The following is a 12,361-nucleotide window of genomic DNA, read 5'->3' as shown; positions in this document are numbered from 1 at the left end:
AATGAGCATTTTATCTGAGCAAGAAGAATTACGCTATAATCGGCAAATTATTTTGCCCGCCATTGATTTTGCTGGGCAAGAACAGCTAAAAACAAGTCAAATGTTAATTGTTGGATTAGGGGGATTAGGTTGTGCCGCTAGCCAATATTTAGCTACCGCTGGGGTGGGTACACTTATCTTACTTGATTTTGATAAAGTGTCTTTGTCTAATTTACAGCGTCAAGTGTTACATAATGATAGCCGAATCAATATGGCAAAAGTTGATTCCGCAAAACAAAGCCTTATGGCATTAAATCCCCATTTAAATGTACATACCATTAACCGCCATCTCAATGAGCAAGAGTTACTCGCATTAATTTGCCAAGTTGATGTGGTATTAGATTGTACCGACAACCTTGATAGTCGCCGATTATTGGATCGCTGTTGCCAACAGCACAAAACCCCATTAATCTCTGGTGCCGCTATTCGCATGGAAGGACAAGTGTCCGTTTTCACTTATCAACCTCATACACCCACTTACCAAGATCTTAGCCGTTTATTTGGCGAAAGCCCATTAAGTTGCGTAGAGAATGGCGTACTCGCGCCTATAGTAGGTATTGTCGGCACAATTCAAGCGCTTGAAGCCATTAAAGTACGGTTAAATATTGGCAAAAATTTAGTTGGACGTTTATTATTAATTGATGGTATGAGAATGCAATTTAAAGAAATTGTTATTCCTGTTCAGAGATAATTATAGTCATTTCAATTTAAAATAAGACAAGGCGGTACGCCGAAGACAGTACAAATAGTACGGCAAGGCGTACCAACGCCGTATTAGTTTAAAGTGGAATGACTATACTTTAATTTTGCTTAATTTTTCGCTACTATATGCACTCAATCCATTTATATATCGCAAGTTTGTGTATAGCAATGAGATGAGTATTATCCCACCCAATCTGCTTACCCTAAGGTATTTTCGCCTTTCTTGCGAGTTTTAATCATTATTTAACCTTGTTTAGAGGAAATTTTATGCAAGAAATTTGGCTTAATTTTAAACAAAATTATCTGATTAAGTTTTGGAATCCCATTATTGCAGTTGTCGCCGCAGGTTTACTTTCTACCTATTATTTTGGTTTAACAGGTACTTATTGGGCAGTAACAGGCGAATTTACCCGTTGGGGTGGGCATATTTTACAAACCTTTGGCGTAAATGTAACCGATTGGGGATATTACAAAATCATTGGTTTAGACGGTAATATTTTTACCCGTATTGACGGCGTTATGATTTTGGGAATGTTTGCGGGCTGTTTAGCGGCGGCTTTATGGGCAAATAATGTACGCTGGCGTGGAAAAAACCACCCTATTCGCATTATGCAAGCCTTAATTGGTGGTGCATTAGCAGGCTTTGGAGCAAGATTAGCGATGGGCTGTAATCTCGCCTCTTTTTTTACAGGTATTCCTCAATTTTCTGTACACGCTTGGTATTTTACCCTTGCCACTGCCATAGGCACTTATTTTGGAGCTAAATTTAGTTTACTTCCCTTATTTCGTTTACCGATACAATTAAAGAAAGGGGCGGCCAAAATAGAAAAAGCCGATCCAAAACGTAGTCAGCGCCGTTTTTGGCTAGGTATGTTCATTTTTATTCTTTACCTCATAGCCTCTCTTTATGTCCTTCAATTTTCTAGCAAATTAGGTTTTGCCATGTTATTTGGATTAGCCTTTGGCTTAATTATTGAACGTGCACAAATTTGCTTTACTTCTGCTTTTCGTGATCTTTGGATCACAGGACGTGCCTATCTTACTAAAGCCATTATTTACGGTATGCTAATCAGTTGTATTGGTATTTTTAGCTATATTCAAATAGGTATGCAACCTAAAATTATGTGGGCTGGACCTAATGCGATTCTAGGTGGTTTATTATTTGGTTTTGGCATTGTTTTAGCAGGCGGTTGTGAAACAGGTTGGATTTACCGTTCTATTGAAGGGCAAACTCATTTTTGGTGGGTAGGCATTGGTAATATTTTTGGTTCAACCTTATTAGCTTATCTTTGGGACGATCTTGCACCTGTACTTGCACTTGATTATGAAAAAATCAATTTATTGAAATCCTTTGGTAATATTGGCGGCTTGCTTATTAATTATGCTTTATTAATCATCGCCTTAATCCTTGTAATTTGGTGGGAAAAACGTTTCCTTGCTAACAAAATGAAATCATCATAAATAAAAGGAGAAAATGATGACTGACAAAGACAACACATTGATTGAACCTGATTACAGTTTAGATATGCTTGGAGAGCCTTGCCCATATCCAGCAATAGCGACTTTGGAAATCATGCCACAATTAAAAAAAGGAGAAATCTTAGAGGTGTTAAGTGATTGTGCCCAATCGATTAACAACATTCCTATTGATGCCAAAAATTATGGTTATACTCTTTTAAGTATTGAGCAAAATGGTCCTGTTATCCGATACTTAATCCAAAAATAATCATAACCTTTACTCTTCTTTATTTTGTTCCAATACCGCAGATGGCTGCGGTATTGTTTTTTGAAAATATTGATAAGTTTGATAAGACACTAAACCAATGAGAATGGCTAATGTGATTAATAATTGAATAAAACGGGTTCTTGTTAATTTTTGTGCTGCCACAGTGCTATTATCCTTATTTAAATTAATTAACATTTATGTAACAATTTCAATGAGTTAGTTAGACGAGTTATTATTGAAAATTGCGTCGCTTTACTATATCATTTATTGAGTTAGATCAATTTTACACGATTTTTTTGCCTAAGGACGAGGATAAAATGAAAATTTTAGCAAACGAAGTAAAAGTTGGACGGCGTATTCAATCAGGAGGTTGTGCCATTCATTGTCAAGATTGTAGTATCAGTCAACTTTGTATCCCTTTCACATTAAATGAACACGAACTTAATCAACTTGATAATATCATTGAACGCAAAAAACCTATCCAAAAGTCGCAAATTATTTTTAAAGCAGGCGATGAACTTAAATCCTTATATGCCATTCGTTCCGGCACAATAAAATCCTACACAATCAGTGAAAGCGGCGAAGAACAAATTACTTCTTTTCATTTACCTGGTGATTTAGTGGGATTTGATGCCATTATTAATATGCGCCACCCTAGTTTTGCCCAAGCCTTAGAAACCGCTATGGTCTGTGAAATCCCTTTTGATATTCTTGATGATTTATCAGGTAAAATGCCAAAATTACGCCAACAAATTATGCGTTTAATGAGTAATGAAATTAAAAGTGATCAAGAAATGATTTTATTACTTTCCAAAATGAATGCTGAAGAGCGTCTTGCCGCTTTTATTTTAAACCTATCTAATCGCTACTCAGCTCGTGGTTTTTCAGCGCGTGAATTTCGCTTAACTATGACGCGTGGGGATATTGGTAATTACCTTGGTTTAACCGTTGAAACCATTAGTCGCCTATTAGGACGTTTTCAAAAATCAGGATTGCTAAGTGTACAAGGAAAATATATTACGATCAATAATATGCCCGAACTTATTGAATTAGCTGGAACCACTAAGCCTAAAATAAAAATGGTAAGCTAATTTCTATAAAGCACAATATTCATTATTGTGCTTTTATTTTTTATTGTTATGCTTGTTATTATTCTTAATATCCCCTATGCTATTAACAGTCGTTTTTACGGAGGTTATTATGAAATTTAAAAATATCCTTGTGGTATTAAATCCCGAAAGTGAAAAACAATATGCACTTGCACGTGCTGTACGATTAGCGAAAGAACAAGCCTATTCTAGCCCAATTAAAATTACCCTTTTTCTAGCCGTTTATGATTTTTCCTTTGAAATGACCGCACTTGTTTCTTCTGAAGAACGAGAAGAAATGCACAAAAAAGTCATTCAACAACGCTTAGCTTTAATCGAACCTTATTTGCATAAATATGCCGATCCTATGATCGAATTTAACGCCTCTGTGGTATGGAATAGTAACGAAGCGGAAGCTATCGCCGAGCAAATTGAACAAAAACACTATGATCTGGTAGTGAAATATACCAAGGAGCAAGAAAGTTTAACTTCGCTATTATTTACCCCAATGGACTGGCAATTATTGCGTAAATGCCCTGTACCTATTTTAATGGTAAAAGACGGCGACTGGAAACATCAACGCCGTATTTTGGTCGCAGTGAATGTTGCAGGCGATCAAGAATATCATCAAGCCTTTAATCAAGAATTGGTCAATATCAGCCTTGATTTAGCGGAAAGTTTTGATCGTGGTAATATCCATTTAGTCAGCGCCTACCCTTCCGCTCCTGTTAATATGGCCATTGATTTACCTGAATTTAATACAACGGAATATAATCAGAGTATTCGTGGGCAACATTTAATTAATATGAAAGCCCTACGCCAACAATTTGGTATTGATGAAGATCATACCCATGTGCTTGAAGGCTTCCCAGAAGAAGTTATCCCACAGGTTGCACAAGAAATCGGTGCAGAACTGGTGGTATTAGGTACTATCGGACGTACAGGATTATCCGCAGCGTTCTTGGGAAATACAGCAGAACACGTAATTAGTAAATTAAGCTGTAATTTACTCGCGGTCAAACCAAGTAAAAATGAAGAATAACTTAGCTTATTTAAGATAAACATAAAACTAGGTTAATAACCTAGTTTTTTTGTTGCTGTAGCTCCCTTAATTGCTGAGCAACAAGACGAATAGCCTCGCCACTACTCATTCCCTGCGCCATAAATTGCTGAATTTTTTCCACCGCCTGTTGCTGTTGTTCGTGAGTTAGATTAAGAAGAGAAGATTCATTCATTGTTTTAAGCCTTGTTAATTTAATAAGGGGTAACTATATCAAAGAATAAGTTTTTTGTCGTCATCAAATAAAATAGGAGATAAATATATCTCCTTATACTCTGTATTAAAAGTGAGGTTAAGTTTTAGTATTATTTTTCTTTTAATTTACAATGAGTTATATTCATTTTTACAGTCTATCATAACTGCTAATCTAATACAGCCCCAAATTTTTTAATTTTCCACCGCACTTTATTTATGTCTAACTACGCAGCCCAACGCCTCGACTAATCAAATAATAATCTAAACTATATAACAGTAAAATAAAGAGGCTTAATACCATAATGGCATACATGGGAGTAACATCACTGACGCCGAGAAACCCATAGCGAAAACCGTTAATCATATAAATAATCGGGTTAAATTTAGACACCATTTGCCAAAATTCAGGGAGAAGGGAAATGGAGTAAAACACACCGCCTAAATAAGTGAGTGGGGTTAAGACAAAGGTGGGAATAATGCTAATATCATCAAAAGAGCGAGCAAAGACGGCATTAATTAAACCGCCCAAGGCAAAGGTTGCTGTTGTCATAAATAGGGTGATAAGGAGCATTGACCAAGAATGAATGGTTAAATCTACAAAACATAAGGCAACCAGCGTAACTAACACACTGATACATAATCCTCTTGCCATACCGCCCATCATATAACCTAAAATAATAATATGGGGAGAAACAGGGGCTATGAGTAACTCTTCCACATTTTTAGCAAATTTTGTACTGTAAAAAGAGGACGCCACATTAGCAAATGAATTCGTTAATGAGGACATCATAATTAACCCCGGCACAATAAACTGCATATAGCTAAATCCCCCCATTTCACCAATACGGCTACCAATTAGCTGCCCAAAAATGACGAAATATAGGGTCATGGTAATCACTGGTGGGACTAAGGTTTGCACCCAAATGCGCATAAAACGGCGAATTTCTTTATGTAAAATGGTATAAAATGCTATCCAAGCTAATTTCATTTTATTCTTCCTCTGTAGGCTTTGTTAATGCCATCGTTAAAAATAATTCCTCTAAGCGATTGGCTTTATTTCGCATACTTAATACTTTGATGCCCTGTGCTGAAAACTGGGCAAATAAGCCATTTAATCCTTGTTCTCGTTTCACTTCCACTTCAATGGTATTGCTATCTAATTGTGTCAGGTTATAGCCTTGAATTTGTGGCAAAGGTGTTTTTTCTGCGAGATCTAAAATAAAGGTTTCACTTTCTAATTTAGCTAATAGGGCTTTCATTGAGGTATCCACCACAATCTTACCATGCTGAATAATACCAATGTTACGGCATAACATTTCCGCTTCTTCAAGATAATGGGTCGTTAAAATAATGGTTGTCCCTTGCAAATTCAGCTCTCGCAAAAACGTCCACATTGTACGGCGTAATTCAATATCCACCCCTGCGGTAGGTTCATCTAAAATCAATAATTTAGGATCATGCATTAAGGCTCGAGCAATCATTAAACGGCGTTTCATTCCGCCCGATAAACGCATCGCCTGTTGCTTACGCTTATCCCATAAATCTAATTTTTTCAACCATTTTTCTGCTCGCTCTAAGGCTTCCGCACGAGGAATACCATAATAACCCGCTTGATTAATCAAAATATCAATGACGTTTTCAAATTGGTTAAAATTAAATTCTTGCGGAACAAGTCCGATATGTTTTTTGACCTCCGCCAAGTTATGATCCAAATCATAACCGAACACCTTGACTTGACCGCTGGTTTTATTGACCAAGGAACTGATAATACCGATTGTGGTAGATTTCCCAGCACCATTATGTCCCAATAAGGCATAAAAATCGCCTTGTTCAACGCTGAGATTAATTCCATGCAGGGCTTGGAAACCATTTTTATATTGTTTTGTTAATTGTTTAATTTCTAATGCTTTCATAACATCTACAAAATAAAATTGTGATAATAAAAAATATTGCCTATACTTAATCGGCAAAAAATTATAGCAAACACAGGTAAAATATGAAAAAAATTGACGCATTATTTGAAAATAACTACCGTTGGGCAATGCAAATGAAAGAGGAAAACTCTGATTATTTTGAACGCCTTGCCAATAAACAAAAACCCAATTATTTATGGATTGGTTGTTCCGATAGCCGTGTCCCTGCCGAAAAGCTAACCAATCTTGGCCCTGGGGAACTCTTTGTGCATCGTAATGTGGCGAATCAAGTTATTCATACGGATTTAAATTGTTTATCTGTGGTGCAATATGCTGTTGATGTACTTAATATTGAACATATCATTATTTGTGGGCATACTAATTGCGGCGGTATTCATGCTGCTATGGCAAATAAAGATTTAGGTCTAATCAATAACTGGTTATTACATATTCGTGATCTTTGGTATAAACATAGCCATTTGTTAGGAAAAGTCCCTGCAGAATATCGTGCGGATGTACTGACCAAAATTAATGTGGCGGAACAAGTATATAATCTAGGGAGTTCTTCCATTATTCAATCCGCTTGGCGTAATGGAAAAACCCTATCCTTGCATGGTTGGGTTTATGATGTGAATGATGGTTTGTTAATGGATCAAGGTGTAAGCGCTACCAGTCGAGAAAGTTTGGAAATTTCCTATCGTAATACCATTGCAAAATTAATGACGGATATTACCGCACTTTATCCGCAACCTAAGTAATCATACAAAAAGGGAATGAAGCCTCATTCCCTTTTATTATGCTTATGTTTTCAATTAAAAAATCAATGATGCTAAAAAAACAATCATCGCTAATGCGAAAACCACTGTTAGCATTGAATAACCAAAAGTACCCATAATCATTACCTCTTAAAGTGAAATATTTCGCCAAACTTTACCAAATTTTTGGCTAAAAAGCCATTAATTTGTGTTAAACAAGAGCAAACAAGCAAATTATTTCACTACCTAATCAGCATATTGTATGCCATAATTAATCATTTTATACAGCATTCCATACGATAATAACAAAGACTAAATTGGAGAAAATATGGCAACCATTAAAGATGTCGCCAAAATGGCTGGGGTATCCACCACGACAGTATCCCACGTCATTAACAAAACCCGCTTTGTCGCCGAAGACACCGCAAAACAAGTGCTTGATGCCATAGAAAAATTAAATTATTCCCCCAGTGCGGTGGCTCGTAGCTTAAAAATTAATACCACAAAATCCATTGGTATGATTGTTACCACCAGTGAAGCCCCTTATTTTGCCGAAATTATTCATGCCGTAGAAGAACATTGTTATCGCCAAGGCTATTCATTATTTCTCTGCAATACTCAAAACGAACCTGAAAAAATTAAAAACCATTTAGCCATGTTGATTCAAAAACGGGTTGATGGCGTTTTAATTATGTGCTCCGAGTACAATCCAGACTCTTTAGATCTCTTTAGCCAGTTTAGCCAATTACCTATGGTAGTGATGGATTGGGGATTAGATAATGGCAAAACCGATGTTATCCAAGATAACAGTTTTGAAGGCGGCTATCTCGCCACTAAATATCTCATTGAGCATGGGCATACAAACATTGGGATCATTGCTGGAAACTTACATAAAGTTACCGCACAAACCCGTTATCAAGGCTTTATCAAAGCCATGCAAGAAGCCCAATTAACCATTAATCCTGATTGGATAATGGAAGGCTCTTTTGAGCCTGAAGATGGTTACGAATGTATGAATAAAATCCTAAACCAAACCACCTTACCCACCGCAGTATTCTGTTGTAATGATGTTATGGCATTAGGCGCAATTTCTGCCATTACTGAACGTGGTTTATCTGTACCTAAAGATATTTCAATTATTGGTTACGACAATATTCACGCTTCACGCTTTTACGCTCCCCCACTCACCACCATTCATCAATCTAAAACCCGTTTAGGGGCAAAAGCCATTGAGTTATTATTGGCAAGAATCCGAGGTGAAGCCACTCAGCCTACGACCATTGAAATGTATCCTGAATTGGTTGTACGTCAATCTGTACGCCATATATAGTCGTCCCACTTTAAATATAAAAAGCTAAACCTATTACTCTAATATTTTGCTTTTATAAAAAATACGTTAAAATTAACAAACCTAGTATCTACTAGGTTTTTTATTAATCTTTTATTTAGGAGAAAAGCTATGGGCTGGATTGCCGCAATTATTATAGGTGCTTTAATTGGTTGGATCGCTGAAAAAGTAATGAAAAGCGATATGGGCTTATGTATGAACATCGTAATTGGTATCATTGGTTCATCATTAGGCCGCTGGATTTTTGGTGATTTATTAGGCATTGGTTCTGCCCACGCCGCAGGACAATTAAATATCGCCGGTTTACTCTTTGGGGTAGCGGGTGCCTGTATTCTTATTGTTATTTTGCGTTATCTTAATATTATGAAAAAATAATGAGATAACCACAAAAAGTGCGGTGAAATTGACCGCACTTTTTTATTATCTATTTTAGTAAATATTCTATTCCTACATAATTATAGTTGTCCACTTTAAAATGATACAGTGTTACTACGTCTCTCTATACTACTCGTACTGTCTTCGATGTACCTTACTCATTTTAAATTGAAACAAATATAGAATCGTTATAATTAAAACTGTCATAATCAACCCCACCAACTAAATTTCTTAAAGTACCATTAAATAATTAACTTTATTTTAACTTATTGTTATTTTTATCAGATTTCATAGAAATTTTTCACCAAATTTCAAATAAAAATAGATCTAAAACAACTATTCACTATTTTTTTATTTAATAAATTAAATGATATTTGCGTCCTTTCTCCATTTTTGTTATATCTACTATCAGTTATCTATTTTTTACTTTATGAGGGTATTTCCTATGATTGAACAGTACTCAGCAATGCGAAACAATATCAATATGCTTGGGCATTTTCTTGGCGAGACCATTAGTGATGCACAGGGTAGTGATATTCTTGATTTAATTGAAAATATTCGTGTACTATCACGTAATTCACGCAATGGTGATGATCAAGCCAGAAATCAGTTGCTTGATACCTTAGAAAATATCTCTAATGATAATATCATTCCTGTTGCACGTGCCTTTAGTCAATTTCTTAATTTGACCAATATTGCCGAGCAATATCAGGGCATTTCTCGTCATCATCAAGATAAAAATGCGTCAGATCGTTCTATTTCTGCTTTATTTCAGCGATTAAAATCCCAAAATCTCTCTCAACAGCAACTGTTAGACACCGTTGAGAAATTACTTATTGAGCTGGTTTTAACCGCTCATCCTACGGAAGTCACTCGCCGTTCTTTGGTGCATAAACATGTGGAAATTAATAAATGTTTAAGCAAGTTAGATCATGATGATTTGACTGAAAAAGAGCGTAAACAAATTGAAAGCCGTTTATTACAACTTATTGCTTTAGCTTGGCATACCAATGAAATTCGTACTCAACGTCCAACCCCGTTTGAAGAAGCAAAATGGGGATTTGCGTTTATTGAAAATAGCCTGTGGCAAGCTGTGCCGGCATTTTTGCGTCAATTAAATGAAAATATGGTAGAGCATTTTGATCTACAATTACCTGTTGAATTAACGCCTGTGCGTTTTTCTTCTTGGATTGGTGGCGATCGTGATGGTAATCCTTATGTAACCCATCAAGTGACTGAAAAAGTATTATATTTAGCACGTTGGAAAGCTGCCGATCTCTTTTTAAAAGATATTCAAGCCTTAACGGAAGAATTGTCTATTGTGGAATGTACCCCTGAATTTAGACAGAAATATGGCGATCATATTGAACCTTATCGAGTGTTAGCAAAAGAATTGCGTAGTAAATTAATCAATACCTTAGCTTATTACAATGATTTACTGTCCGATCGTAAACCGAGTGTTGATGAAAGTACGATTATTCGTTATGACGAGCAACTTTGGCAACCGCTTTATGATTGTTATCAATCTTTATTAGCTTGTGGTATGCGTATTATTGCTAATGGTTTATTATTGGACTGTTTACGCCGTATTCGTTGTTTTGGTGTTACCCTTTCTCGCTTGGATATTCGTCAAGAAAGTACAAGGCACACTGATGCTATCGCTGAAATCACTCGCTATATTGGTTTGGGCGATTATGCACAATGGACAGAAGAGGATAAACAAGCCTTTTTAATCAAAGAGTTAAATTCTCGCCGTCCGCTTATTCCTTTAGATTGGACTCCTTCAGAGGAAACCAAAGAGATATTGGATACCTGTAAGGTCATTGCCAATCAACCAGAGGGAGTTATTTCTTGTTATATTATTTCTATGGCTCGCACTGCATCCGATGTACTTGCTGTCCATCTTCTATTAAAAGAAATGGGGGTACCTTACCATTTACCTGTGGTGCCATTATTTGAAACCCTTGATGACTTAGAAGCCTCAGAGCAAGTGATGACCCAATTATTTAATATTGGTTGGTATCGTGGGGTTATTAATAATAAACAAATGGTGATGATTGGTTATTCCGATTCCGCTAAAGATGCAGGTATGATGGCAGCGTCTTGGGCGCAATATCAAGCACAAGAATCTTTAGTTAATTTATGTGAACAGCTTGGCGTAGAATTAACCTTATTCCATGGACGTGGCGGTACTATTGGACGTGGAGGTGCACCTGCCCATGCCGCATTATTATCGCAACCACCTCGTTCGCTTAAAAATGGTTTACGGGTAACGGAGCAAGGCGAGATGATTCGCTTTAAACTCGGTTTGCCTGATGTTGCTGTAGAAAGCCTTGATTTTTATGCTAGCGCCATTTTAGAGGCAAACTTATTGCCACCGCCTGAACCAAAAGGCGAATGGCGTGAGCTTATGCACGAACTTTCTCAATCCTCTTGTCAGATTTATCGTGGTGTGGTGCGTGGAGATAAAGATTTTGTGCCTTATTTCCGTAGTGCTACCCCTGAGCAAGAATTATCTAAGCTCCCTTTAGGCTCTCGTCCTGCGAAACGTAATCCAAATGGTGGCGTCGAAAGCCTGCGAGCCATTCCTTGGATCTTTGCTTGGATGCAAAACCGTTTAATGTTGCCAGCTTGGTTAGGGGCTGGGGCTTCTTTACAGCGTGCCATTAGCGAGGGTAAAGGTGAAATTTTAGAAGATATGTGTAAAAATTGGCCTTTCTTCTCCACCCGTATTGGTATGTTAGAAATGGTTTATAGTAAAGCCGATACTTGGTTAGCTGAACATTATGATCAACGTCTTGTGAAACCTGAATTATGGTATTTAGGCAAACATTTACGAGAACAACTCAATGCGGATATAAAAACGGTATTGTCTTTGTCTCACGAAGATAATTTAATGACAGATTCACCTTGGATCGCAGAATCTATTGCACTACGCAATATCTATACTGATCCATTAAATATTCTGCAAGTGGAATTATTATACCGTTTACGCAAACAAGGGGATAAACCTAATCCTGATTTAGAACAAGCCTTAATGATTACCATTGCAGGCATTGCCGCAGGTATGCGTAATACAGGTTAATTTCTTGATTTAACGTAAAAAAGACTAGCCAGATACCCTTATTGGGGTATCTGGCTTTTGTTTATAAAACAACCA

At 36.7% G+C, this 12,361-nt stretch carries 13 protein-coding genes; 9 read left to right on the top strand and 4 right to left on the bottom strand.

What is annotated here, in order from left to right; genetic code table 11:
- Position 1 precedes the first annotated feature (1 nt).
- The 3 genes from moeB to yedF all read left to right on the top strand — a co-directional run bounded on the left by moeB (position 2) and on the right by yedF (position 2,467).
- Positions 2-730 carry a molybdopterin-synthase adenylyltransferase MoeB gene (gene moeB, locus EV694_RS01345; RefSeq protein WP_132688166.1) on the top strand — a complete coding sequence of 243 codons (729 nt, stop codon included), beginning with the start codon at positions 2-4 and terminating at the stop codon, positions 728-730.
- Positions 731-1,008: 278 nt separating this feature from the next.
- On the top strand, positions 1,009-2,202 hold the full coding sequence (gene yedE, locus EV694_RS01340) for a selenium metabolism membrane protein YedE/FdhT (RefSeq protein ID WP_132688163.1): 1,194 nt from the start codon (positions 1,009-1,011) through the stop codon (positions 2,200-2,202).
- Positions 2,203-2,218: 16 nt separating this feature from the next.
- Positions 2,219-2,467 carry a sulfurtransferase-like selenium metabolism protein YedF gene (yedF, locus tag EV694_RS01335; protein WP_132688160.1) on the top strand — a complete coding sequence of 83 codons (249 nt, stop codon included), beginning with the start codon at positions 2,219-2,221 and terminating at the stop codon, positions 2,465-2,467.
- A 9-nt stretch (positions 2,468-2,476) separates the two neighbouring features.
- Here the strand turns inward: yedF and EV694_RS10825 are convergent, their stop codons facing one another.
- Positions 2,477-2,629, bottom strand: a complete 153-nt coding sequence (locus EV694_RS10825; RefSeq protein ID WP_165865479.1) for a hypothetical protein — start codon at positions 2,627-2,629, stop codon at positions 2,477-2,479.
- A gap of 155 nt (positions 2,630-2,784) precedes the next feature.
- Between EV694_RS10825 and EV694_RS01330 the strand changes: the two genes are divergently transcribed.
- Together EV694_RS01330 and uspE are read left to right on the top strand one after the other, a co-directional pair.
- Positions 2,785-3,558, top strand: coding sequence for an FNR family transcription factor (locus EV694_RS01330; protein WP_132688157.1), 774 nt, complete (start codon positions 2,785-2,787; stop codon positions 3,556-3,558).
- Positions 3,559-3,667: 109 nt separating this feature from the next.
- Positions 3,668-4,597 carry a universal stress protein UspE gene (gene uspE, locus EV694_RS01325; protein WP_132688154.1) on the top strand — a complete coding sequence of 310 codons (930 nt, stop codon included), beginning with the start codon at positions 3,668-3,670 and terminating at the stop codon, positions 4,595-4,597.
- Positions 4,598-4,637: 40 nt separating this feature from the next.
- On the opposite strand, the gene EV694_RS01320 is transcribed toward uspE, so the two are convergent.
- The 3 genes from EV694_RS01320 to EV694_RS01310 form a co-directional block, all read right to left on the bottom strand.
- Complete coding sequence (locus tag EV694_RS01320; RefSeq protein WP_132688152.1) at positions 4,638-4,790, bottom strand: YoaH family protein; 153 nt, start codon at positions 4,788-4,790, stop codon at positions 4,638-4,640.
- A gap of 240 nt (positions 4,791-5,030) precedes the next feature.
- Positions 5,031-5,798 (bottom strand): ABC transporter permease, encoded by a 768-nt coding sequence (locus EV694_RS01315; RefSeq protein ID WP_132688149.1) that lies wholly within the window; start codon positions 5,796-5,798, stop codon positions 5,031-5,033.
- Position 5,799: 1 nt separating this feature from the next.
- Positions 5,800-6,723: an ABC transporter ATP-binding protein gene (locus tag EV694_RS01310; protein ID WP_132688146.1), complete on the bottom strand. Its 924-nt coding sequence runs from the start codon at positions 6,721-6,723 to the stop codon at positions 5,800-5,802.
- 83 nt (positions 6,724-6,806) lie between these two features.
- Between EV694_RS01310 and can the strand changes: the two genes are divergently transcribed.
- The 4 genes from can to ppc all read left to right on the top strand — a co-directional run bounded on the left by can (position 6,807) and on the right by ppc (position 12,286).
- The gene (can, locus tag EV694_RS01305) at positions 6,807-7,481 is read left to right on the top strand and encodes a carbonate dehydratase (RefSeq protein ID WP_132688143.1); all 675 of its coding nucleotides are present in this window, start codon (positions 6,807-6,809) and stop codon (positions 7,479-7,481) included.
- Positions 7,482-7,806: 325 nt separating this feature from the next.
- Complete coding sequence (gene purR / locus EV694_RS01300; protein ID WP_132688140.1) at positions 7,807-8,808, top strand: HTH-type transcriptional repressor PurR; 1,002 nt, start codon at positions 7,807-7,809, stop codon at positions 8,806-8,808.
- 129 nt (positions 8,809-8,937) lie between these two features.
- Positions 8,938-9,201: a GlsB/YeaQ/YmgE family stress response membrane protein gene (locus tag EV694_RS01295; RefSeq protein WP_132688137.1), complete on the top strand. Its 264-nt coding sequence runs from the start codon at positions 8,938-8,940 to the stop codon at positions 9,199-9,201.
- A 445-nt stretch (positions 9,202-9,646) separates the two neighbouring features.
- Positions 9,647-12,286 (top strand): phosphoenolpyruvate carboxylase, encoded by a 2,640-nt coding sequence (ppc, locus tag EV694_RS01290; RefSeq protein ID WP_132688133.1) that lies wholly within the window; start codon positions 9,647-9,649, stop codon positions 12,284-12,286.
- Positions 12,287-12,361: the final 75 nt, after the last annotated feature.

Source organism: Volucribacter psittacicida (assembly GCF_004339025.1).
Taxonomy (GTDB): domain Bacteria; phylum Pseudomonadota; class Gammaproteobacteria; order Enterobacterales; family Pasteurellaceae; genus Volucribacter; species Volucribacter psittacicida.
This window is presented reverse-complemented; position numbering and strand designations above follow the sequence as displayed.

Coding starts and splice junctions, on each gene's coding strand:
- moeB (WP_132688166.1), top strand. CDS start 2: ATGAGCATTTTATCTGAGCAAGAAGAATTACGCTATAATCGGCAAATT.
- yedE (WP_132688163.1), top strand. CDS start 1,009: ATGCAAGAAATTTGGCTTAATTTTAAACAAAATTATCTGATTAAGTTT.
- yedF (WP_132688160.1), top strand. CDS start 2,219: ATGACTGACAAAGACAACACATTGATTGAACCTGATTACAGTTTAGAT.
- EV694_RS01330 (WP_132688157.1), top strand. CDS start 2,785: ATGAAAATTTTAGCAAACGAAGTAAAAGTTGGACGGCGTATTCAATCA.
- uspE (WP_132688154.1), top strand. CDS start 3,668: ATGAAATTTAAAAATATCCTTGTGGTATTAAATCCCGAAAGTGAAAAA.
- EV694_RS01320 (WP_132688152.1), bottom strand. CDS start 4,790: ATGAATGAATCTTCTCTTCTTAATCTAACTCACGAACAACAGCAACAG.
- EV694_RS01315 (WP_132688149.1), bottom strand. CDS start 5,798: ATGAAATTAGCTTGGATAGCATTTTATACCATTTTACATAAAGAAATT.
- EV694_RS01310 (WP_132688146.1), bottom strand. CDS start 6,723: ATGAAAGCATTAGAAATTAAACAATTAACAAAACAATATAAAAATGGT.
- can (WP_132688143.1), top strand. CDS start 6,807: ATGAAAAAAATTGACGCATTATTTGAAAATAACTACCGTTGGGCAATG.
- purR (WP_132688140.1), top strand. CDS start 7,807: ATGGCAACCATTAAAGATGTCGCCAAAATGGCTGGGGTATCCACCACG.
- EV694_RS01295 (WP_132688137.1), top strand. CDS start 8,938: ATGGGCTGGATTGCCGCAATTATTATAGGTGCTTTAATTGGTTGGATC.
- ppc (WP_132688133.1), top strand. CDS start 9,647: ATGATTGAACAGTACTCAGCAATGCGAAACAATATCAATATGCTTGGG.